Source organism: Brevibacillus centrosporus, from assembly GCF_046622605.1.
In the GTDB taxonomy this organism is placed as follows: domain Bacteria; phylum Bacillota; class Bacilli; order Brevibacillales; family Brevibacillaceae; genus Brevibacillus; species Brevibacillus centrosporus.
In genome coordinates this window covers 1,060,001-1,081,652 of the sequence record NZ_CP176856.1, presented here as the reverse complement: position 1 = coordinate 1,081,652, position 21,652 = coordinate 1,060,001, and the positions used below count along the sequence as shown (strand labels likewise).

The following is a 21,652-nucleotide window of genomic DNA, read 5'->3' as shown; positions in this document are numbered from 1 at the left end:
ATGTGCTCATCTTTCAACTCCCTCGGATCCCTGAGGGGGCATCCCTTTTACAAATACCGAAGTTCAATTGCTTTCAGCACCATTCTGGTGTTGTTTGGGTCCAGATAGTCCATTTGACCGAGGTCAACTTTGTTCGCATCATTGAACAGATGAAGAGCAAGAGCTAACATGAATTTTTCACTGTCAGACCAAGGCTTTGCTTCCTTTTTTAGAGCTTGGACCTTTACCCGCTCTGCATCTAGATCAAAGTATTTCGTGTTGAAGTAACGCTGGAGCTTAGAGTGGTTTTGAAACAAGAAGATCATGCCGCGCCAGTGACGGCTTCGGAGTAGTTCTTGAGGAATTGATACTGCCATAGATTCCACCTCCGTTATGTGGGCTTGTCCATCAAGACACCGGTTTCCCGGTGTTACGCAGAATCGTTTTCTCGCGATGCTTCAGCTTTTGCCACGTGAATCAGTGCAGCGATCCGAGCTTTCTTAAATCTTTGAACCTCCGGCAAAGAGTCGTTTTCAATCCACCAGCGCTCCTGCTCGTCCGGGGTCATAAACGGAAGTGCCGAGCGAATCTTGATAGTTGTGTTGCCGATTTGTGTTTCAAATGTTGGGCGCTTCAACGTATCGCGATCTTGTTCCATACCCACATCACCCCTTGTTCTATGGGTATGCGGTTGGTGAAGTGGGACAACCTTATTCATTTTGGATCAGCTCCTTTCAGGCTGGTTTTTGCCTTGTTGTTTCGACATTCAAAACACTTGGGTTAAAAAAAATTTCTCCTAATGGCTCTTTAAGATAATCAGAGATTTTCTTCATTGTTTCTGCCCTCGGGCAATATCGGCCAGTTTCAATTTGAGAGAGTGATGTGCGCTCCATGCCAATGGCATCTGCAAGCTCTTGCTGGGTTATTTTTTTCCGTTTTCTAATGCTTGCGATGTTATTACCCAAAACAGCCTTGCTCAAGATATTCACCTCCATATGTTTTGAAGTTCTAAACAAATGATAACTCTGCCTGTTTATAATGTCAACACATGTTTTGTAATCCGAAACATCTTTTCTGTAGTTATTGTGTTTTGTAGCGCGCAACATTTAAAATAGAGTCAGGTGATATATATGAAAGATACCGTTGAGTTTGGGCTGAAAATTAAGGAACTCAGACTTAAAAACGACTACTCCCTACGCGATTTAGCAGCAAGATCAGGAGTGAGTTATTCTTTTATCAGCTCTATTGAAAAGGGAAGATTTAGTCCTTCTAGAGAAACTGTCGTTTCATTAGCTGAAGCACTAAAAGGCGCTAACAAGGACGATTTATTATTACTCGCAGGATTTGCACCAGATAATATTGATGAAGTTACTACAAGATGGGACGAAAACACTCTAAAACGTCTTACTGAAGAGAAAATCATCCCCTACGGTCTTGTCCTTCAGCACTTGCCTAGAAACGTGCAAAAAGAGATTTTTGATGATGTACCTGAAAACGAATATGATGGCCCTAGTCTCTTGCACCCAGTATTAATTAAAATTCTCAAAGAATTATCTTTAGATGATCTCCAAGTATTGAATCAAATGAAAAAATATCCAGTCTTCTTCAATGACCTGGCTTCCGACCCTGCAAAACTCAAAAAAGTTATTAAAATGTGGGAGTTCATACAATCAGATATTGAAAACGACAACGATGAGGAGCCAGAAGATTGATGGTGAAACTCGCAAATGTTCTCCCTTACCAGTACAGCTACAACATGATGGAGGAACGCGCGAATAACGTCCTCAACAAGTTCAACTACAAGTATCCGGATCAGATCGACATCCAAGAGATTTGCGCATACTACAAGATCAAAATAAAACCCTCTCCGGAACAAAACCTGACGTACTCTGTTTGTACTGGTTTTCGGAAAGGGTTTATTTATATACCTAAAGGTACCAATTATATCAAGTACAAGGAATTGCTAGGAGAAGAATTCGCGCATCTTTACCTCCATACAATCAGTCAGATGCAAACGACCAAGGAGATACACGCTCATCAAGAGCGGCAGGCCAAGAACTTCTCTGCATACCTATTCATGCCTATGAACATGCTGCAGGAAGTTGTCGTTTCATATGACCAACCTGTGGACATCACAAGTATGGCAAACGAGTTTCTTGTGTCTGAAGAGTTTGTGTATTATCGCTTATCCTTGATCTTCCCGGAGAAGGCGGATGCTGTTGCGCGGTCAAAGGGTGGGTTTGGATATATTAAGTGGTTGGAAAAATAAAAAATGAATACAGGGGGAAATCATGAGCTTTACTGACTTAGATGAGCAACAACAAGCCAACTTGTTGTTCTTTTTAGATAAATCAGATGGTCACGAATTAAACAAAATGAAACTGAAGTACGAAGTAAAAGCTGGTAGATCTTTAAAGGACTTTAGACAAAATGTTTTGGATCAATTGATGACTGGATGTATTCCCTTTGATGAATTCATGCTTTGGTTACCCAATCTTCACCTTGAAGGAAATAATATGCTATTTATTTACCATCCCAAGGATTCACTATTCTTTGAACAGAACCCTATGGACAAAGTGTATCAAAAAGCCCTTAGTGCAAAAGAACACTTATATAATATTCGTGCGGGCGATTTAAATAAAACAACACTTGTTCAAGTTATACAAGATACAGATAAGCAACAGATTGTTTTTTCCTTTGCGTCACCTGCTCAAATTGAAGTAAAAGAACAGGAAAGCGAAATAAATTCTGTCGTTCTGAAGGATGATGTTTATTTATCATACGTAATTATGGATTACTCACTTCGTCATTTCGTTCTTTTGATGCACCCAACGGAAAACTTGGTCTCAATAAGAGGCGAACAAAAAAAGAAGGATTGGGATGACCTGCACTGGATCCTAATTAAAGATTTCCGAACCATTGTTTGCGATTTTGAACTTGTTAAACCTGATTGGCTCTTTGATGCCTTGCATACAATGACTGAAGAATATTTTCATCACAACAATCCCATAATTTCAGATAAGGTAGCTGCATTTGAGGAACGTCGATTAAATAACTTTGTAAAAGGGTTTCTTAAAACGGATCCTGCCTTTGTAAGAGATATTGGCTATGCATCACGAATTAGGAAAGCATTAGTTCGAACTTTTGAAAATGAACTTATAACTGCCTACGGTGCGAAAGATTCGTCACTAGATTTTGATATTTTTTCTCACAAATCCGACAAAGGAACAACCGAATTCAAAACTAATTCGCGAGGTAAAGCATTGATTTTCGCGGAATGTGGCGACATTTTACGTTTAATGCGGGAAAATGGAGAGATTGCAGCTCTTGGCATTAACTATAAATTCGAAGATAATGGAGTTAAGAAGCCCTTTCCTTATTTAATTTCGATAAGTGGAAGATATTACTCACTTAAACGCACCACCACTGCTAGTACTGCAAAGGAGGTTGTTGACGGTGTTTTACGAAAGCTTAATTGCTATAAACAAAAAGTACAACCTTCCCTTGCCAGTGCTGCAGAAAATGAGTGAAGAGTTGTCCTCTATTAGACCAAACGATATCATTTCCCCGAGATCGTTATCTCGGACAGTGCATTTACCTAAGCAAACTGTTGAAGATATTCTCATGAATCTGTCGTATGACTCTTTTTTGGGAGTTAAATATATGATCTTCTGTAACAATCCAGACGAAGATATGGTTCACGCACACGAATTTCTAAGAAAGAAAGACCTATCTGTCTTTATTATGGAAAATGGAAGTAAATGTCCTTTGTGTAATGCTCAATTAAACCTTGAGGATATTAGGGTTGCCTTTCTAATGAAAGAGCAACCCTGGTCATAGGATGAATTATGAATTTCGAAGACACTATTTCTTATAATCGATATATTAATGAGGCACCTGATAATCAAGTTTGGAGACCGATGCATAGTTCTGCTGAGTTAAGTGAATTCCAGCAGCTGATTGACGCTGTGGAAATATCATTCGAATCTAACAGCAAAAAGGAAAAAGGCGATGCTCTAGAATCCCTAATGACGTTTGTGTATGATCGATTCGAATCGGCAGTGGTTCGTCCTAACGTGATTCAAGGAGATAACCAAATTGACCATTTGATTGAATTTGTAGACGCTACCACGCCCGCCTTTATTCATAATTATATCGGTCTGAGAATTATTGGCGAGTCAAAGAACCATAAAAAATCCATTGATGTCCGCGAAGTCGCAGACCTTGCTGAGTTACTTCGATCTAAACGAGCAAAATTAGGAGTGTTTTCTTCTGCAAAATCATTTAGCAAAGGAAAGCAGAATAATTATTGGCAATTTGCTGAAGGTAAGCGACGTAAATTAGCCTTGGCACGTAACGAATTTGTCATCGGCTTTACTCTAGATGAAATTAAGACTTTAACTACGAAAAACTTCTATACGTTGCTTCGGCAAAAGTACTTCAATTTGATTGATGAAATTAATGATGACTACACTGACTATTTAGATGACAGTATTAGCTCATCCTATCCTAGAAGACTACTTTCAGGGATAGAGCAACTTCGCAAAAATGGCATTTTGACTGAAGACCAGTCTCAGGATGCTCAAAGAAGACTAACAGAGAAATATGGAATTGAAGAATAATTTAGTATAGCCAAATCCTCGTTGAATTGGCTATATTTTTACTTTTTAATAAGAACGTACGTACCCTTCCTTTCAAAAGACCTTGGTACAATCAGAAAGAGGTGATCAAATGAGCCGCCCCAGTCACTTAGATGTGTTTGTATATCTTAGAAAAAGCAGAAAAGATGTAGAAGAGGAACGAAAAGCTCAGGAGAACAGTTCCCCATTTGATACATTGGCGAAACATCGCCGCGAGCTGCTGGAGCTGATCAGACGCGAGGGACATAACGTCATTGGGATATTTGAGGAGGTCGTATCTGGAGAGTACCTCTCAGAGCGACCAGAAGCCCAGGAGATGCTACGGCAGATTGAAGAAGGAATCGTTGAAGGAGTCGTAGTAATGGACCTGGATCGTCTTGGTCGCGGGGACATGATTGATGCTGGTACTATTTTCAGAGCTTTTAAGTTCTCCGAAACCTTTATCATTACACCGTCAGAGGTTATCGATTGTAACGCCGAAGGAGCCGAGCTGCTCTTTGGGGTCAAATCTATCATCGCCCGTGAAGAATTGAAACAAATCAATAAACGCCTGCAGGGCGGGAGAAGACGTTCTGCCAAGGATGGGAAATCTATCACCCGAAAACCTCCCTACGGGTATACTCGGGATGAAAACCTCAAGCTAATTCCGGATCCAGATGAAGCCCCTATTATTCAAAAGATATTTGAAATGATTGCAGGTGGTCATGGACGTCAAGCTGTTGTAAAACACTTGGACTCCCTTGGCATAAAACCACCTGAGGGCGACTTGTGGGAGCAATCTACTATATCGCACATTATCAAAAACGAGGTTTACTTGGGCCATATCATCTGGGGCAAAGAGAAACACCTGAAACGGAATGGTAAACGGGTTAAGAAAAAGGTACCTCCTGAGTTGTGGATAAGACATGAAGGTGCCCATGAAGCTCTAATTACACAAGAACAGTTTGATGAAGCCAATACAGCTCTTCGTGACAGATGGAGAGCACCAACCAAAGAAGGCGTGGGTTTGAGTAACCCCTTAGCTGGTATCATCAAGTGCGGGGTATGCGAGAGGGCCTTATATATGACCCGTACAGCAGATAGGCCCAACCCTCAGCTCCGTTGTATTAATCCCAGGTGCCAAGGTGTGCAGAAAGGCGTGTTACTGCCCCTTGTCGAGCATCGTATTCTGCAAGCTCTTGAGATCCTTGCATGGAAATCTACCCTCTCTGAACAAGAAGTGGCTGCGTCGATGACATCTGAACAAGAAGATATAGTCGTAATAAGGCAGAAACAGATTGATCATCTCAACAAAGAGCTTGCCGAGCTAAACTCTATGAGAGAGACAGCATTTGAAATGTTGGAGAAAAAGATATACAGCGAGGAAGTTTTTCTCCAGCGAAATAAAAGCATTTCGGATAAGATCAAGGAAGCCGAAGCCCAAGCTTCCCGTCTTCAAAGTGAGATCGACGAGGAGCTGCATAGAAGAAAGCACCAACAGACGATCGTTCCAAAAGTCCGTGCTGTTTTAGAGAATTATTATAGTATGGATGATCAAGAACAAAAAAATCACCTTCTCAAGTCGATCATCGAGAAGGTGCTCTTCATCCGGAAGAAAGAATGGTCGAAAAAAGATCAATTTGAAATTGAAGTCATCCCAAGGTTCCCGATTTAGGCGGGGGCCTTTTGTGTGTATCCTAGACATGTGTACTGATTCACCTCTCCGTAGCCAAACATGTTGCAGCGATCCATGAGCTCCTTCACCAGCTTGACGCAGCGCTCATTGTCAGAGGTGAGGTTGTCGCCGTCAGAAAAGTGGAATGGGTAAATGTTGTACTGGGATGGCGGGTAGCGACTATCGATGATCTCCAGCGCTTTTTTGTAGGCGGAGGAACAAATCGTTCCCCCGCTCTCGCCTTTGGAGAAAAAGGTATCTTCCGTCACTTCCTTTGCGTCCGTATGATGGGCGATGAAGACGATCTCGACCTTCTCATACTTCGTGCGCAGGAAGCGGACCATCCAGAAGAAAAAGCTGCGAGCAATATACTTCTCGAATACCCCCATAGATCCTGAGGTATCCATCATCGCGATGATGACCGCATTGGAGTGGGGTTTGATGATTTCCTCCCACGTTTTAAACCGCAAGTCGTCATCTGTGATGCCCAGTTCCAGATCGTTGTAGCCTGCCAGCCCGTTGCGGCGGATAGCGGCGATCAGCGTCCGCTTCTTATCGATGTTGCCCATCAAGCCCTTTTTGCGAACATCGTTAAACCGGGTTTCCTCAATCACGATCTGGTCTTCGTCTTTCTTTTGCAGGTTGGGCAGCTCCAGCTCGGCGAACAGCATTTCCTGCAGTTCTTCCACGCTGATTTCTGCCTCATAATAGTCCACACCAGGCTGATCTCCTGCGCCCTGCCCTTTCCCTGGCCCCTGCGCTGGATCACCGTCCTTGGCGACCACATCTCCTACCTTGCTGTTGCCTTTACCTTGACCGCCGTGCTTCCCTTTTTGGAAGTTGAAACGCAACCGGTACTCATCCAGGGAGCGAATGGGGATCTTGATAACTTCCCGACCGTTCGACATGATGATGTTTTCTTCGCTGACGAGATCAGGCAAGTTTTTCTTGATCGCTTCTTTCACTTTTTCCTGGTGTCGATTTTGGTCCTGGTACCCTTTGCGGTGCAGCGACCAGTCTTCCCGGGAGACAATGAACGATTTTGCATCTTCCATGCCGTCTCCTCCTAGCAACTGGCGCACTCTGCGCCGAATTTGACGTGCACGATCATGCCATGGCCGTGTTCTCGTATCGTTATCGATTCAGCAGGCTGCCGACGTAGCGCAAGAGCTCGTTGGCGCACATTGGGCAGTAATGATGCTCTTCGATGAGGCGCTTTGTCACTTCGTTGATCTTTTTCAGCTGATGCTCATCCGGCGTTTTGTTGGAGGTCGTAATTTTCACGACGTCCTTGAGGTCGGCAAACAGCTTCTTCTCGATCGCTTCCCGCAGACGATCATGCGTGCTGTAGTCAAATCGCTTTCCTTTGCGCGCATAAGCCGAAATGCGGATGAGGATCTCTTCCCGGAACGCACGCTTGGCATTTTCAGAAATGCCGATTTGCTCCTCGATGGAACGCATCAGGCGCTCATCTGGATCCATTTCCTCACCAGTAACGGGGTCCCGAATTTTGTTCATGTTGCAATAGGCTTCGACGTTATCCAGGTAATTGTCCATGAGCGTTTTGGCAGACTCCTCATAGCTGTATACGAAGGCCTTTTGCACTTCTTTTTTCGCGAGCTCGTCGTATTCCTTACGTGCGCTGGAGATGAAGTTCATGTACCGCTCCCGCTGCTCTTTGGTGATGGAAGGATGCTGGTCAAAGCCTTCCTTGAGCGCGCGCAGGATATCCAATGCATTGATGCACTCCGTGTCGCGGCGTATCAATGCACTGGAGATGCGGTTAATGACGTAACGGGGGTCGATTCCCGCCATTCCTTCATCTGCATGCTCGTTTCGCAATTCCTCGAGATCGGCGCCTTTGAAGCCCTCTACCGACTCGCCATCGTAGAGCCGCATCTTTTTCAGCAGATCGGCACCCTGTTTTTTCGAATCCTTCAATCGGGTAAGAATGGAAAAAATAGCAGCGGAACGCAGTGCATGCGGCGCTATGTGCACATGTCCCAGATCGGACTGTTTGATAAGCTTGGAATAAATTTTTTCCTCATCGCTCACCCGCAGGTTGTACGGCATCGGCATCACGATGATCCGGGACTGCAAGGCTTCGTTTTTCTTGTTCGCGATAAACGACTTGTACTCGGATTCATTCGTATGGGCGACAATAAGCTCATCAGCAGAAATGAGCGCAAACCGTCCTGCCTTGAAGTTGCCTTCCTGTGTGAGGGACAGCAGGTGCCAGAGGAATTTTTCATCGCACTTCAGCATTTCCTGGAATTCCATCAGACCGCGGTTGGCCTTGTTTAACTCACCATCGAAACGATAGGCGCGCGGGTCGGACTCGGAGCCGTATTTCGTGATCGTCGAAAAGTCGATGCTTCCCGTCAAATCCGCGATGTCCTGAGATTTCGGGTCAGAAGGGCTGAACGTACCGATCCCGACGCGGTTGGCTTCCGAAAAGAGAATCCGGCAAACCGGGAAATCCTCGATGCATCCACCGTATTCCGATTCCAGACGCATCCGGTTGTACGGGGTAAGCTCTCCCTCGATTTTAATGCCAAGCTCTTCTTCCACCTCAGCGCGTAGTTCATGCGGAATGAGATGCAGCGGCTCTTCTTGCATCGGGCAGCCTTCCAGCGCATAGATGGCTCCCGCTTCGGTACGGGAATACTCCTCCAGTCCCCGCTTCAACATGGTCACCAACGTCGATTTACCACCGCTGACTGGGCCCATCAGCAGCAAAATCCGTTTGCGAACATCCAGACGGCGGGCAGCAGAGTGGAAATATTCTTCTACCAATCGCTCCACAGAACGGTCCAAACCAAAAATTTCACGGCTGAAAAATTGATACGAACGGCTGCCATCCTCATTCTCTTCCACACCGGCACTCTTGATCATGTTGTAGACGCGTGAATGTGCCGTTTGGGCGATCTGCGGATTTTTGCGAACCAGCTCCAAATATTCAGCGAACGTTCCTCTCCACATCAGGTTCTCTTCTCGGGCCCGGTGCTCGGATATACGTTTTAAAATGTCCATGCTCGACACTCCTCCCTCATAAGCCCCTCTCTCTTCCCCAACGACAATGTACTCTCATGTATATGTCTGCCTGCGGTCACGCATTCGCGTGGCACCCGTTTTCTTCGGTTTGGAGCAGGCTCGTAAAGCCTTTACATATGTGTATGCGAGACATCTGCACAAGTTTCAGCAATCTTGCCACAAAAAATTAAGGAGGTGTAGGGAAACTTGTCCTTTTCCTCCTCCAATTTGCCATTGACAGCCCTGCTAATCCGTTTGCAAAGTGGGCAGGCTACGCTATAATGGGAGTAGTTTGTTCACGAAAGGAGCAGTCGAACATGGGTGCGTTTATCGTAGCAGTTGTTTTTGCAGCTTTTCTTTTCTTCATTCTGACGGCTGGATACAACGAAGACAAAACCTGGAACCTGTAAGGATAGACAGAGGCGATCAGCTCGTTTTACGGCTTCTCGCTCCCAGGAAAAAAAAGCAGACTGCCTCCATCAGGCAATCTGCTTTTTTGTTCCAGTATGCGGTTATACTTTCTTTGCCGCCTTTTTCTCAGCCTTTTTCTCTGCCTTGCTCGCTTTGATTTCTTCCTTCAACTGCTTCGCCGTTTTGCCGCTTGCTTCGATTCCCAGCTTTTCTGCTTTCGTCGACTGCTTGGACAGTCCCGCTTCCTTCTTCGCTGCTTTAGCCGCTTGAATCGCCGCTTTTCCTTCCTCTTTGGTCTTCCCTGTGAGATCGACTCCCCACTTCGCAGCTTTTGCTTCCCGTTTGGCCGTCTTTAGCGTTTTCTTTTCCGCCTGCTTGGCTGCCAGCTCAGCCTTGATCTCTGTGGCCGTTTTGCCAGCTGCCTCTACACCCAGCTTCTCCGCCTTTACCTGCAGCTTTTCCAGACGCTGCTCGGCTTTTTGCTCCTTTGTCGCCTTCGTTCCATGTGTGGAGGTGGTATCACCTTCCGCATTGACAATGGATACACCACTCACCAATAAGCTGCACAGTACAATGGAAGAAATCAGTTTCTTCATGGGATGCTCCCCTTCCTTTTGCCCAATCGGGTTATGTACAAGTCCAGCCTACCTTACGTCTTTGGGAAAAGTATGGGATTGGTGTAAATCCATCGTGATTTCGTCCAAAACAAAAGCAGGCTTGTCCTCTGCGACAGCCTGCTAGCTCTTCGTCTTTAGCGTGCAAATATACCTGTACCTGCTTCAATCGCTTGGTACAGCTCCTCCAGCGATCCTCTCTGATCCACCGGATATTGCGGTTCTCCGCGGTCCTCCATCCAGTTGGTGACCAGAAACGTCTTCATTCCCAGCTTGGATGCGACCATGTCTTCCTGCATGTGGTTGCCGACCATGACGCATTCGGTTGGCTCCACGCCGAGCTTCTCACAGATTTCCGCAAAATAACTCGGGTTTGGCTTGGTGGAGTGCATGTCCTCATACACGGTGACCAGCTCAAATTCATCCGCCGTCATCCCGATCCAAGCAAGCCGGTGGTAGATCGCCTCTCGAGGGAACACCGGATTGGTTGCGACCGCGACTCGGAAGCCTTGATTTTTCGCTGCTTCCACGATCTTTTTTGCCCAAGGAGATGGGTACGTCAGGTGGGACAAGGTCGGGAACACATCGCGGTAAAAGGAGTCAAACAACGGCCACACCTCTTCGCGCTTCCAGTCGCTGTGCGCCGTAAAGTACTCGATAAATACCTGTTCATTCGTCTTGTCAGGCTCCTGGCTCACGATCATCGCTTTGGTCGCGTCCCAGATCAGCGAGAGGAGCTTTTGTGTATCAAATTGATCGCCGACATGACGACCGACTTCCTTCAAATAGCTTTTGACAAATGGGTCCGTCTGCATTTCCAAAAGTGTGCCGTCGAGGTCAAACAGGATCGTATTCACAGTCATTTTCCTTTTCTCTCCCTTGTTTATGGTCGGTCTGCGTGCCCTGCTCCGGTATCTGTGTCGTGTTATTTGAGCCCTGGGAAGCCTAGCTGGCGCAGGCCTTCAAACAGGACGATAGCCGCGCAGTTGGACAAATTGACAGAACGGGTAGCACCACTCATCGGAATCCGTATGGTCTGCTCACGGTAGCGGTCTGTCAGCTCTGGAGGAAGACCCGTCGTTTCTTTTCCCAAAATGATGTAGTCCCCATCGCGAAAGGAAACGTCCGAATAAAGCGTTTCTCCCCATGTCTCCACGAAGTAGAAGGTTCCCGCATCCGGCCCCTGCGACTCTGCAAAAGCTTCAAAGCTATCGTGATAATGGATGTTTACTGCGTGCCAATAATCCAGGCCAGCACGTTTCAAATAACGATCATCGGTAGAAAAACCAAGCGGGTGAATCAGATGCAAATGTGCGCCTGTCGCTGCGCAGGAACGGGCAATATTTCCCGTGTTCGCAGGGATGAGCGGCTCATGCAATACGATGTGTAACGGCATACCGGCAAATCTCCTCATGTCCCGAACTAAAAATCAAACCAAGCTCTATTATACATAAAGAAACATAGCCATGACCACCTAGCAGCTGCTGTAACAAAAAGTCACCCTCTTGCATCTAAAAGAAAATCGATGAAAAGGGTGTGGTCATCGTGTTCGAAATGGAAAGCAAATGGCTTCGTTCATGGACCTATGTTTTCTGTCTGCTGCTGCTCGCAGCCGCATCTGGCTGGAAGTGGCACCACTTTGCTATGTTTCCCCCTCTGGAAACCTGGAGCATGCTGTTCGGTTATTTCGCTTTTTTCCTGATCGGTGCGACCTTGTTGATCGGTCCACTATGTACCTGGCTGCCTGCCAGATGGGCCCCCACGTTGCTGTCTATCCGCCGCGATGTGGGGATCTTTGCCGGACTGACTGGGCTTCTTCACGTCGCTTTGGTGCTTGTCCTTTTTCAGGGAGAACCTCGGTTGTTGATCATCTCTGATAGCCAAGCTCCCAAAGCAGATGGCTGGCTCGGCCTGTTCTTTCTCTCCTCTGCGGAAAACGGTTCTTGGGAGTGGCCCGTCCCGAACTGGTCATTAGCTGGAGTAGCCAATTACCTGGGAGCTTGTGCACTTCTTATCCTTTTCGTACTCTGGGTGAGCTCCTATCTCCCCGCCAAAAAATGGTTGGGCACAGCTGCCTGGAAGCGGCTGCATCTCTCTAATCCTTTATTATTCTTGCTTGTTTTGTTTCACGGATTAATCTACGTGCAGACCATCAAAGGAGAGCCGCATTCTTTCGCCGATCTTCTGTGGCTCGCTGTCCTCGTCTGGCTCGCTCGGAGCCTGAGCTTTCTGACTGCGATCTTGCGACGAAAACGGTAACGGCACTCCCCTGCTTACACCCCTCTAATATGAAAAAACGCATAACGCATATTGGGTGTATAGGCTGTAGAATCCTCATACGCCCAGTATCGCATGCTGCTGTCGGTTGTATGCGCATTGACGAGCGGCATATTGTTGGCATCCTTGGCAACGACGATCGTATTGTGCTGAAAACGTCCATCGCCATCGAAGTCATAGCAAATAATATCGCCCGGCTCCAGCTGGTCCGGAGATGATTTTGTCACGGCCCGCATCGGTGCAGCTCCTGATTTGAGCATCAGGTACAAAGCATGGGCAACCGACCAGCTGTAGCTCCACTCGCCGCCTTTTCCCATCCGAATCCACCAGCCTCTCCCTTTCTCCTTGGAAAAGAGCATGGGAATTCCCCCAGCGTACAGACATTGCGAAATAAAGTTCGTGCAATCGTCAGTAAAATGCGGGTAGGCTGGGTTTGGCGAGTTCCAATACCGCTCCGCATACGCCACTGCATTCCACGGATTGTATCCGCCTGCCCCATGCACGACAAGCAACGGCTGGGAAACAGCGTCCTCCACCATCGAGGAGGCCCCTTCTGCTTCCTCCTCCCCTTGCAAAGCGTCGAACGGTACTTTCGCGTCACCGTCCCACTCCGTATGAGAATCGATGCGCCAGCTCGCTGCTTCTTTTTGCAAACGAATCCGATGGACAAAGCGGCTGGCTTCTGACAGTGAATGCTCTCCCATTCCATAGTGGCGTTTTCCGCTCCAGGAGAGCAAAATGTCCATGGACTGCTCCGTTTCCATCCAACATAAAGGTACCAGCCTTCCCTGAATGGACTGTGTCTTTCCCCCGCGCCCCACCAGCTGCACGTGCTCTCGCCTCATGCGTTCCCATTCATTCTTTGTTCCCTGCCCCTGGTTGGAATAGTAAGGCAGCAAACGCTGATACTCGCCATCCAGCCACGCCTTCTGCACGCTATCAAAATAGCTTCGGATAAACTGTCGCCAGTCCACTCGCCTCTCCTCCTTCACCAGCCACCATTGGACTTTGCCTGCCGTCTGCTCAATGAAGAATATGTCAAAGTCGACTCGTTCAGAAGAAAAAGAAAAGCTATCCGTTGGAGTCGGATAGCTTGGCCACCCGTCAGAAGCGGATAGCTTGATCTAGTGTAGTCTGTATGTGCAGCGGAACGCCTTCGAGGGCTAGCAAATGCTCCTTGATCGGCAATCCTCCTCCGTAGCCAACCAGTGCACCATTCGATCCGATCACACGGTGGCAAGGAATGATGATCGGAATCGGGTTGCGATTGTTCGCTCCTCCGATCGCTCGTACAGCCTTCGCTGCCCCGATCGCCAAAGCAATGTCCTTATAGGATCTCGTCTCCCCATAGGGAATATCGGCAAGCGCGTTCCAAACGGATTTCTGAAACGGCGTCCCATATAAAACGATCGGCAAGTCAAAGACCTTTCTTTCCCCGGCAAAATACTCCTCCAGCTGCTTTTTAGCTGCTGCATTGCGCTCGTCATCGCGCACGGGAGTTACACCTAAAAACGTCTTTTTGCACCAACGCGTAAGCTGTGCGATCCCATCCTGCTCTACTTCAAACTGGATATGGCACAGCCCTTCTTCGGTAGAAGCAAGCAACAACGGTCCAATCGGTGAGTCCATGATGGTATACCCCAATCCATTTGCCATCCAACGTTCCTCCCATACCCGTTTTCCTTGTTCTTTTCTACACACGTCTGACTAGTGACTGCTTGCCGATTGCTCCGGGAGCATCGCCAGTCCTTTTTGCACCTCTGCTAGTACGGCAGCGTCACTCTCACGCTCGATCGCCTTCATCAAAGCCAATCGTGCCTCATCTCCGCCGATTTTCCCTAGTGCCCATCCAGCCGTTCCCCGAATGACGGGACGCGGGTCGTTCTCCAACAAGCGAGCCAGATGCGGAACGGCCGTCTTGTCCTTGAAATGAGCAAGCGCCAATATCGCATTTCGCTGAATTGGCTTTTTCCCCCTCCAGGATGACGAGGAAAGGCCCAATTTTTCCTTGAACTCTTTATTGCTCATGTCCAGTAAAGGCAGCAGGAGCGGCTTGGCGATCTCGGGATCTGGCTGAAATTCTGCATGATGGGTATTGTTGAGGCGGCGATTTTTCGGACACACCGTCTGGCACGTATCGCATCCGTAAAGCCGGTTGCCTATTTTTCCGCGGAATTCATCAGGAATGAAATCCTTTACTTGTGTCAAATACGCGACACATCGCTGGGCGTCCAGCTGTCCACCCTGTACCAGCGCACCGGTCGGACAGGCATCCACACAAATATTACAATCTCCGCAGCCTTCCTCTACTGGCTGATCCGCGGGCAGGGGCAGATTGGTGACCAGCTCCCCCAAATACACCCACGAACCGAATTCCTCCGTAATCAAAGCGCAGTTCTTGCCTACAAACCCAAGTCCTGCTCGCTCTGCAACCGCTCGATCCGAAAGCGCCCCCGTATCTACCATCGACTCGATCTTTACTCCCGGCTCGAGCTCGGTAATAAAGGCACTCAGCTTGGCTAGCTTGTCGCGCAAAACATGGTGGTAATCGGTGCCCCATGCCGCTCTGCACAAGATCCCGCGATAGGCCCCGGGCTCTGACTTCGGTGGATTTTCCAGCTTGGAAGGATACGCCAACGCAATAGAAATCAAGGAGCGCGCCCCTTCAACGAGCAAGCCTGGCTCTGTGCGTTTATCCAGATCCGGTTCCTCAAAGCCTGATTCGTACCCTTTTTCCCGATGGACAATTAGCCTTTCTTTCAGCTCCAGAAAGGGATCAGCACTCGCAAAACCAATTTTGTCGATCCCGATCTGTGCGGCATAATCGATGATGGACTGCTTCGTTTGTTCCCAGTACTGCTGATTGCTCACAGCTGCTTGATCGCTCCTGTCGCGAGCTCATCGCATCGATTATTCCACTTGTTGTCCGCATGTCCCTTTACTTTTACGTACTGCACTTTATGCGTATCCATCAATCGAAGCAGCTCTTTCCACAAATCCTGATTCTCCACCTGCTGTCCCTTGCTGTTCTTCCAGCCGTTTTTCAGCCAGCCTTTGTACCAGCCCTGCAAAAAGCAGTTGACCAGGTAGGCGCTATCGCTGTACAAGGTCACCTGACAAGGCTCCTTCAAAACAGAAAGCGCCTCGATCGCAGCCTTCAGCTCCATCCGGTTGTTGGTCGTATTCGGTTCTGCACCGGACATCTCCTTGATATGCTGTCCGTACATCAATACGGCTCCCCAGCCGCCAGGACCTGGGTTGCCTGAACAAGCTCCGTCTGTATAAATCTGTACTTCTCGTGTCGTCATCGTCAGGGGATTCCTCCTTCTATTCTTTTTCCACTCTATATCGAAAAGGCATGACTTGTTTTATCTAGTGCTTTTTCTATTGTAACGAAGGTTAGTCGCTTCCACAAAAAAAATTTGTTATACTACCAAAAATAGGTTCGAAAAGGAGTGACACATGATGAAAGTACAGCTGGACGCCACTGTGTCCGAACGCCTCCCTCGCCTTTCCCTGGGCATTCTCCACTACAGCGGTGCTTCCGTCAGCGACTCTCCCAAAATGCTTCAAGGACGCATCAACTACTTTGTCGAAGGGCTTCGCCTGGAGCACGATGTGTCCAAACTGACTGAAATCGAAGGCATCCGGGAATGGCGTGCTGCTTTTAAACAAGCGGGGATCGACCCGTCTCGGTACCGCCCCTCTTCAGAAGCCCTGCTCCGCCGACTTCTCCAGGGAAATGCCTTCTTCTGGATCAACAGCGCAGTGGATATCAATAATTTCTTCTCCGTCCACCACGCTCTTCCTTTTGGCATCTATGACCAGGACCAGCTCGTGGGTGATGTAGTATTTCGAATCGGACGCGCGGATGACATTTATGAAGGCTTGAACGGACGCGAGGTCAATATGGAAGGCAAGCTGCTGCTCGCGGACGAAAACGGGGCATTCGGCAGCCCGATCGTCGATTCCAAGCGCACCAGTGTTACTGAAAGCAGCCGCAATCTCATGCAGGTCATTTTCTTTCACGAGCAGGTCTCTGCACAAAAGCAGGATGAGATACTCGGCTCAGTAGGCAGAATGTTTACAGAGATAAACGGTGGCGAAGTTACTAGCTCCTACCTCCTGCATTCCTAAAAAGAAAGACGGCCCGTCAAGCTGCGTGGTCGTCTTTCTTTTGCGTTTCTCCTTTTTGGCGGAAAACGACGTGCTCCAGAAGCAGACAAACAATTACCCCGAGCAGTAAGCCATTCCCGAATAAAAAGCTGACAAGTGCCGGCAAGTGCTGCCAGGCTGTTGCCGGCACGAACATGACGCCAATCCCCACCAGCAGCGAGCTTCCGCCAACCATAATGGTTCGATCGTCCATTTTGACGTTCACGTAATCCTTCAGTCCAAAGCCGAGCAGCTGTGTGTAGGAAATAAACATCGCGGCATACGCGACCGGTGTAGGCAGAGCTGCCAAAAAATGAGCCACATACGGGAACAAGCCGATCGCCATGATCCCGATCATCGCCAGCATGAAAGGCAGTCGAGCTGCCATTCTCGTCGTCTGGATGACAGCAGCTGCCAGGGAGAGCGGAATCATCCCCACTACGCCACCCAATCCGGAAAGCACATGAGAGACGCCTGTAAAGACCCCACCGCGATTGTATTGCTGCTCAGTCGGCACCGTATCTGTGGCTTTCCCCATAACAACCATGCTTGTCACCAGATTCGTCAACAGGACAAAGCCTGTCAGCATACTCGTCAGAACGACACCCCAATCCCAGCGAGGAGCTCCCCAGAAAAAGAGCGATGGCCACGCAATCACTTGCTCTGCCGTGCGAACAGGCTCTGTCCAGCCCATGACGGCATATAGCACCCAGCCAATGACCATTCCAAACAGGACGGCAAAGCTGGAAAACCTCTTCGTACGCATGACCAAAACCACCAATGCCACAATTGCGACGGAAACGATCGCAACGTGCGGGATCACCTCTTTGGAATGCTGAAATCCGATCCCGAGCATCCCTGCCAGGATATTGCTGCATAGCGAGACGGCGAGCAAGATCATATACGTTCCCGAAACGAGCGGAGTAAACCATCTCTGCAGCTTCCCAATCCATCCCATCAAACCGAAGACCATAAACAGCAGCCCAGCCATGCCTAGGCCAATTTGAAAGGACTGACCGATCTCACGCGGCTGCAGCCCCACACTGGTTCCTATTTGTGCCAAAATAATAACGATTCCCCACCACAGCCCTGCTGGTCCTTCCAGCATCGGATAGCGGTGGCCGATCCATACTTGCAGTAGGGATGCCAATCCGATAAAGAACATCGTTTGCTGCATCAGATTGCCAATCTCATCCGCCTGCAGTCCATAGACGTCTCCGATCATCAGCGGAACCGCCACACTGCTGGAGACCGCGACAATCATCCATTGGAGTGCCGACAATATCGTTGTGCCAACTGGCGGTTTATCATGCAAACCGTACTTCATTTGAAACCACCTCTTTTTCCCTTACTGACAAAAACCCCCACGTATTCCCTATTCCCGAAAAGACTGAGCTATTCAAAGACGATTGTAATTTTACCAACCTGATTATTTGCAAGTTGGCGCTAGACATATGAAAGTATACAATACCGCTTTGAATATAACCATCTGGTTTCCTCGCAAATATGCAGACCCATCATACCCCTGCATCAGAGCCTGCTGCATAAAGGGCAATTTCCTATCCATGCGACTTTCATAAGAAAAAGGCTCATACGTCACGATTGCGTGATTTACGAGCCTTTCCTTTATTCTTTCCGATTCCTCGCCTATTTCATCATCTGCTTGATTAACTCGCGGTTCCGGCTTTGGAAAATATCGTTGTGGGAAGAAAAAATTCCACCTTTTTGCGCTTCCGGCTGAATAAATAATTTCGCTTGGTTTACAGCATTCGCGGCATCTTGGAAAGCTCCAGCCATCAAGTGAACTTTTCCCTCATACTTCAGGACATCACCCGCTGCGTAAATGCCCGGCACAGAGGTCGTGCTAGTGGCTAGACCCGATAAAACGATCTTCGCTCAATTCGAGCTTCACTTTGCTATTTTCCAATAAAGATCTGTCGCGCTCATAGCCATGATTAATGATCACTTCGTCAATGTAGAGCTCCTGCACTTCCCCTGTCACGTGGTTGGTCAGCTCAACTCTCTCAATCTTCTCATGATCAGCAGAAGCAATCAGCCTGGTAATGGAGGTATCCAAAAAGCATTTTACTGAGCTGTTGATGAGCTGTTTTACCTGCGCTTCGTGCCCCGATAAAGTGTCTTTCCGATAAGTGAGGTATACTTGATGAGCGAGCGGTTCAAGCTCATTTGCCCAATCAACCGCCGAGTTTCCTCCACCAGAAATGATTATAGTCTTATCTTTAAAACACATCTCGATATTTGCTCAAATAACGCTTGCTCTCCATCGTTGCTTTGGTTGCGGACACAGACGAACAGTTCCTCTAGTGCACAACGAAACAGCATTTCTGTCTGAAAGGCGGAAATCCCGCCCGGCTCACGAGACACCTTCCACAGGAGCTCCAGAAGCTCCGTCAGACGTGGGCTATGCCCGGGTACAAGCTCAAAATGCGATTTTGGGAGACAGAACCCTCCTGGCTCTGGTGCACAGATTCGATACAGCACGAGCAAGTACTCCCATCTGCTGTCGCCAAGTACATGCCGATCCAATTGCATATGCGCGCCACCGTGCACCACATTCCCCAGGGCAAGCGTATAGAGCGTTCCATTAAAAACAAACTCTGTGGATGCAGCAAAGATACGCTATAGTGATAATCATTATCACTAATTGACCTGTTCATGTCCATTTGCTAGTCATCCCTCTATTCATCTTACTTATGATGAGATTGATAATCAATATTAATCTTACTATTCACGTACTTATGACCGAACTAGTCATGTCACAAAGACAAATAAAAAAACCCTGAAATCAATAAAATTGATGTTCAGAGCTTTCTTATATGTATGGTGCCGGTGAAGGGACTTGAACCCCCACGGTTTCCCTCACGATTTTGAGTCGCGCGCGTCTGCCATTCCGCCACACCGGCAAATCATATGGAGGAGGCACCCGGATTTGAACCGGGGATAAGGGTTTTGCAGACCCGTGCCTTACCCCTTGGCTATGCCTCCATGTTCTAAGCATTCGATTTGATGAAGCTTATGGAGCGGACGAAGGGTCTCGAACCCTCGACCTTCGCCTTGGCAAGGCGACGCTCTACCAATTGAGCTACGTCCGCATATAAATGGCTGGGGTACTAGGATTTGAACCTAGGAATGACGGAGTCAAAGTCCGTTGCCTTACCGCTTGGCTATACCCCAATAAGTAATCCCCAACTTTGAAAAGAATGGGGCGATCGATGGGACTTGAACCCACGAGTGCCGGAGCCACAATCCGGTGCGTTAACCCCTTCGCCACGACCGCCATGTATCATGCTTCATTCAAAAGTGGCAGGGGCAGTAGGAATCGAACCCACACCAAAGGTTTTGGAGACCTTCGTTCTACCTTTAAACTATGCCCCTACAAAGGTGGCTCGGGACGGAATCGAACCGCCGACACGAGGATTTTCAGTCCTCTGCTCTACCGACTGAGCTACCGAGCCTTATGTATTCAATCGCCATTTCTTTGAAAGAAAATGGCGGAGCTGACGGGACTCGAACCCGCGACCTCCGGTGTGACAGACCGGCGTGAACTCCAACTTCACCACAGCTCCATAAAGGAGAAAATTTGGTTGCGGGAGCAGGATTTGAACCTGCGACCTTCGGGTTATGAGCCCGACGAGCTACCGAGCTGCTCCATCCCGCGACGATATTATGGTGGAGGCTGACGGGATCGAACCGCCGACCCTCTGCTTGTAAGGCAGATGCTCTCCCAGCTGAGCTAAGCCTCCACGTTTCCCCGACACATGTCGGGCCCTACAGAGTAGGAATGTTTTGTATGGTGACCCGTAGGGGATTCGAACCCCTGTATGACAGCGTGAAAGGCTGCTGTGTTAAACCGCTTCACCAACGGGCCAATATGGCGGATGGAGTGGGATTTGAACCCACGAGACGGGTCGACCCCGCCTACACGATTTCCAATCGTGCTCCTTCGGCCGCTCGGACATCCATCCATATGGCTCCTCGGGACGGACTCGAACCGCCGACCGATCGGTTAACAGCCGATTGCTCTACCAACTGAGCTACCGAGGAACGTTTGAAGGATTCATACCTTCAAAACTGGATCTGCATGTTTGCTAAGAGTGTGGATAAGTCCTCGACCGATTAGTATTCGTCAGCTCCACGTGTTACCACGCTTCCACACCGAACCTATCAACCTCATCGTCTATGAGGGGTCTTACCAGCTTGCGCTGTGGGAAGTCTCATCTTGGAGGGGGCTTCACGCTTAGATGCTTTCAGCGCTTATCCCGTCCGCACATAGCTACCCAGCTGTGCCACTGGCGTGACAACTGGTGCACCAGCGGTGCGTCCATCCCGGTCCTCTCGTACTAAGGACAGCTCTCCTCAAACTTCCTACGCCCGCGACAGATAGGGACCGAACTGTCTCACGACGTTCTGAACCCAGCTCGCGTACCGCTTTAATGGGCGAACAGCCCAACCCTTGGGACCTACTTCAGCCCCAGGATGCGATGAGCCGACATCGAGGTGCCAAACCTCCCCGTCGATGTGGACTCTTGGGGGAGATAAGCCTGTTATCCCCAGGGTAGCTTTTATCCGTTGAGCGATGGCCCTTCCATGCGGAACCACCGGATCACTAAGCCCGACTTTCGTCCCTGCTCGACTTGTAGGTCTCGCAGTCAAGCTCCCTTCTGCCTTTACACTCTACGAATGATTTCCGACCATTCTGAGGGAACCTTTGGGCGCCTCCGTTACCTTTTGGGAGGCGACCGCCCCAGTCAAACTGCCCACCTGGCATGGTCCTCTCGCCCGATAAGGGCGACGAGTTAGAAACTCCGTACATCAAGGGTGGTATCCCACCGACAGCTCCACAGAGGCTGGCGCCCCTGCTTCTCAGC

The 21,652-nt window shown here is 48.6% G+C and carries 21 protein-coding genes, 13 tRNA genes, 1 rRNA gene and 1 pseudogene (1 of these 36 only partly in view); 7 read left to right on the top strand and 29 right to left on the bottom strand.

Annotated elements, in window-relative coordinates; genetic code table 11:
* Positions 1–47: 47 nt before the first annotated feature.
* From ACLIN2_RS05755 to ACLIN2_RS05745, 3 genes are all read right to left on the bottom strand, one after another.
* The gene (locus tag ACLIN2_RS05755) at positions 48–356 is read right to left on the bottom strand and encodes a hypothetical protein (protein WP_411503457.1); all 309 of its coding nucleotides are present in this window, start codon (positions 354–356) and stop codon (positions 48–50) included.
* Between the two features lie 53 nt (positions 357–409).
* Positions 410–637, bottom strand: a complete 228-nt coding sequence (locus tag ACLIN2_RS05750; RefSeq protein ID WP_411503456.1) for a hypothetical protein — start codon at positions 635–637, stop codon at positions 410–412.
* Between the two features lie 76 nt (positions 638–713).
* Positions 714–959, bottom strand: a complete 246-nt coding sequence (locus ACLIN2_RS05745; RefSeq protein WP_411503455.1) for a helix-turn-helix transcriptional regulator — start codon at positions 957–959, stop codon at positions 714–716.
* 150 nt (positions 960–1,109) lie between these two features.
* Between ACLIN2_RS05745 and ACLIN2_RS05740 the strand changes: the two genes are divergently transcribed.
* The 5 genes from ACLIN2_RS05740 (at position 1,110) to ACLIN2_RS05720 (ending at position 6,273) form a co-directional block, all read left to right on the top strand.
* Positions 1,110–1,691, top strand: coding sequence for a helix-turn-helix domain-containing protein (locus ACLIN2_RS05740; RefSeq protein WP_411503454.1), 582 nt, complete (start codon positions 1,110–1,112; stop codon positions 1,689–1,691).
* Positions 1,691–2,248 (top strand): ImmA/IrrE family metallo-endopeptidase, encoded by a 558-nt coding sequence (locus ACLIN2_RS05735; protein WP_411503453.1) that lies wholly within the window; start codon positions 1,691–1,693, stop codon positions 2,246–2,248. Before ACLIN2_RS05740 ends, ACLIN2_RS05735 begins: the two co-directional genes overlap by 1 nt.
* 22 nt (positions 2,249–2,270) lie before the next feature.
* Positions 2,271–3,509, top strand: a complete 1,239-nt coding sequence (locus tag ACLIN2_RS05730) for a hypothetical protein (RefSeq protein WP_411503452.1) — start codon at positions 2,271–2,273, stop codon at positions 3,507–3,509.
* A 318-nt stretch (positions 3,510–3,827) separates the two neighbouring features.
* Complete coding sequence (locus tag ACLIN2_RS05725) at positions 3,828–4,601, top strand: hypothetical protein (protein WP_411503451.1); 774 nt, start codon at positions 3,828–3,830, stop codon at positions 4,599–4,601.
* Positions 4,602–4,710: 109 nt separating this feature from the next.
* Positions 4,711–6,273 (top strand): recombinase family protein, encoded by a 1,563-nt coding sequence (locus ACLIN2_RS05720; protein ID WP_411503450.1) that lies wholly within the window; start codon positions 4,711–4,713, stop codon positions 6,271–6,273.
* Here the strand turns inward: ACLIN2_RS05720 and yhbH are convergent.
* The 5 genes from yhbH to trmL all read right to left on the bottom strand — a co-directional run bounded on the left by yhbH (position 6,270) and on the right by trmL (position 11,727).
* The gene (yhbH, locus tag ACLIN2_RS05715) at positions 6,270–7,328 is read right to left on the bottom strand and encodes a sporulation protein YhbH (protein WP_411503449.1); all 1,059 of its coding nucleotides are present in this window, start codon (positions 7,326–7,328) and stop codon (positions 6,270–6,272) included. The genes ACLIN2_RS05720 and yhbH overlap by 4 nt on opposite strands.
* Positions 7,329–7,407: 79 nt before the next feature.
* On the bottom strand, positions 7,408–9,306 hold the full coding sequence (locus tag ACLIN2_RS05710; RefSeq protein WP_411503448.1) for a PrkA family serine protein kinase: 1,899 nt from the start codon (positions 9,304–9,306) through the stop codon (positions 7,408–7,410).
* Positions 9,307–9,818: 512 nt separating this feature from the next.
* Positions 9,819–10,313 (bottom strand): hypothetical protein, encoded by a 495-nt coding sequence (locus tag ACLIN2_RS05705; RefSeq protein ID WP_411503447.1) that lies wholly within the window; start codon positions 10,311–10,313, stop codon positions 9,819–9,821.
* A 155-nt stretch (positions 10,314–10,468) separates the two neighbouring features.
* Complete coding sequence (locus ACLIN2_RS05700) at positions 10,469–11,194, bottom strand: HAD family hydrolase (RefSeq protein WP_411503446.1); 726 nt, start codon at positions 11,192–11,194, stop codon at positions 10,469–10,471.
* Positions 11,195–11,256: 62 nt separating this feature from the next.
* On the bottom strand, positions 11,257–11,727 hold the full coding sequence (gene trmL / locus ACLIN2_RS05695; protein ID WP_092266496.1) for a tRNA (uridine(34)/cytosine(34)/5-carboxymethylaminomethyluridine(34)-2'-O)-methyltransferase TrmL: 471 nt from the start codon (positions 11,725–11,727) through the stop codon (positions 11,257–11,259).
* Positions 11,728–11,885: 158 nt separating this feature from the next.
* Between trmL and ACLIN2_RS05690 the strand changes: the two genes are divergently transcribed.
* Positions 11,886–12,590, top strand: a complete 705-nt coding sequence (locus tag ACLIN2_RS05690; protein ID WP_411504513.1) for a hypothetical protein — start codon at positions 11,886–11,888, stop codon at positions 12,588–12,590.
* 14 nt (positions 12,591–12,604) lie between these two features.
* Here ACLIN2_RS05690 and ACLIN2_RS05685 read toward each other — a convergent pair whose 3' ends face one another.
* The 4 genes from ACLIN2_RS05685 to rnhA all read right to left on the bottom strand — a co-directional run bounded on the left by ACLIN2_RS05685 (position 12,605) and on the right by rnhA (position 15,916).
* Positions 12,605–13,582 carry an amidase domain-containing protein gene (locus ACLIN2_RS05685; RefSeq protein WP_411503445.1) on the bottom strand — a complete coding sequence of 326 codons (978 nt, stop codon included), beginning with the start codon at positions 13,580–13,582 and terminating at the stop codon, positions 12,605–12,607.
* Between the two features lie 130 nt (positions 13,583–13,712).
* A complete protein-coding gene (locus ACLIN2_RS05680) occupies positions 13,713–14,264 on the bottom strand; it encodes a methylated-DNA--[protein]-cysteine S-methyltransferase (RefSeq protein ID WP_411503444.1) in 552 nt (183 codons plus the stop codon).
* A 51-nt stretch (positions 14,265–14,315) separates the two neighbouring features.
* The gene (gene queG, locus ACLIN2_RS05675; RefSeq protein ID WP_411503443.1) at positions 14,316–15,479 is read right to left on the bottom strand and encodes a tRNA epoxyqueuosine(34) reductase QueG; all 1,164 of its coding nucleotides are present in this window, start codon (positions 15,477–15,479) and stop codon (positions 14,316–14,318) included.
* On the bottom strand, positions 15,476–15,916 hold the full coding sequence (rnhA, locus tag ACLIN2_RS05670; RefSeq protein ID WP_092266500.1) for a ribonuclease HI: 441 nt from the start codon (positions 15,914–15,916) through the stop codon (positions 15,476–15,478). The genes queG and rnhA overlap by 4 nt, the downstream gene beginning before the upstream one ends.
* A gap of 157 nt (positions 15,917–16,073) precedes the next feature.
* Here rnhA and ACLIN2_RS05665 point away from each other — a divergent pair, with 157 nt between their 5' ends.
* Positions 16,074–16,745 (top strand): B3/B4 domain-containing protein, encoded by a 672-nt coding sequence (locus ACLIN2_RS05665; protein WP_092266501.1) that lies wholly within the window; start codon positions 16,074–16,076, stop codon positions 16,743–16,745.
* 16 nt (positions 16,746–16,761) lie between these two features.
* Here the strand turns inward: ACLIN2_RS05665 and ACLIN2_RS05660 are convergent, their stop codons facing one another.
* The 17 genes and pseudogenes from ACLIN2_RS05660 to ACLIN2_RS05580 form a co-directional block, all read right to left on the bottom strand.
* Positions 16,762–18,090 (bottom strand): purine/pyrimidine permease, encoded by a 1,329-nt coding sequence (locus tag ACLIN2_RS05660; RefSeq protein WP_411503442.1) that lies wholly within the window; start codon positions 18,088–18,090, stop codon positions 16,762–16,764.
* A gap of 320 nt (positions 18,091–18,410) precedes the next feature.
* Positions 18,411–19,008, bottom strand: a pseudogene (locus tag ACLIN2_RS05655) (NAD(P)/FAD-dependent oxidoreductase); the annotation flags it as partial.
* Positions 18,990–19,316: a hypothetical protein gene (locus ACLIN2_RS05650; RefSeq protein WP_411503441.1), complete on the bottom strand. Its 327-nt coding sequence runs from the start codon at positions 19,314–19,316 to the stop codon at positions 18,990–18,992. The gene ACLIN2_RS05650 and the pseudogene ACLIN2_RS05655, both read right to left, overlap by 19 nt.
* Before the next feature lie 289 nt (positions 19,317–19,605).
* A tRNA-Leu gene (locus tag ACLIN2_RS05645) sits at positions 19,606–19,687 on the bottom strand.
* A gap of 8 nt (positions 19,688–19,695) precedes the next feature.
* Positions 19,696–19,769 (bottom strand) — tRNA-Cys (locus ACLIN2_RS05640).
* A 31-nt stretch (positions 19,770–19,800) separates the two neighbouring features.
* A tRNA-Gly gene (locus ACLIN2_RS05635) sits at positions 19,801–19,876 on the bottom strand.
* A 7-nt stretch (positions 19,877–19,883) separates the two neighbouring features.
* A tRNA-Gln gene (locus tag ACLIN2_RS05630) sits at positions 19,884–19,958 on the bottom strand.
* Between the two features lie 27 nt (positions 19,959–19,985).
* Positions 19,986–20,061, bottom strand: a tRNA-His gene (locus tag ACLIN2_RS05625).
* 24 nt (positions 20,062–20,085) lie between these two features.
* Positions 20,086–20,159, bottom strand: a tRNA-Trp gene (locus tag ACLIN2_RS05620).
* A 7-nt stretch (positions 20,160–20,166) separates the two neighbouring features.
* Positions 20,167–20,239 (bottom strand) — tRNA-Phe (locus ACLIN2_RS05615).
* A 34-nt stretch (positions 20,240–20,273) separates the two neighbouring features.
* A tRNA-Asp gene (locus ACLIN2_RS05610) sits at positions 20,274–20,350 on the bottom strand.
* Positions 20,351–20,365: 15 nt separating this feature from the next.
* A tRNA-Met gene (locus tag ACLIN2_RS05605) sits at positions 20,366–20,442 on the bottom strand.
* Between the two features lie 9 nt (positions 20,443–20,451).
* Positions 20,452–20,527, bottom strand: a tRNA-Val gene (locus ACLIN2_RS05600).
* Between the two features lie 48 nt (positions 20,528–20,575).
* Positions 20,576–20,652, bottom strand: a tRNA-Glu gene (locus ACLIN2_RS05595).
* A gap of 4 nt (positions 20,653–20,656) precedes the next feature.
* Positions 20,657–20,749, bottom strand: a tRNA-Ser gene (locus tag ACLIN2_RS05590).
* Positions 20,750–20,752: 3 nt separating this feature from the next.
* A tRNA-Asn gene (locus ACLIN2_RS05585) sits at positions 20,753–20,828 on the bottom strand.
* 52 nt (positions 20,829–20,880) lie between these two features.
* Positions 20,881–21,652, bottom strand: a 23S ribosomal RNA gene (locus ACLIN2_RS05580); it runs 2,155 nt beyond the window's last position.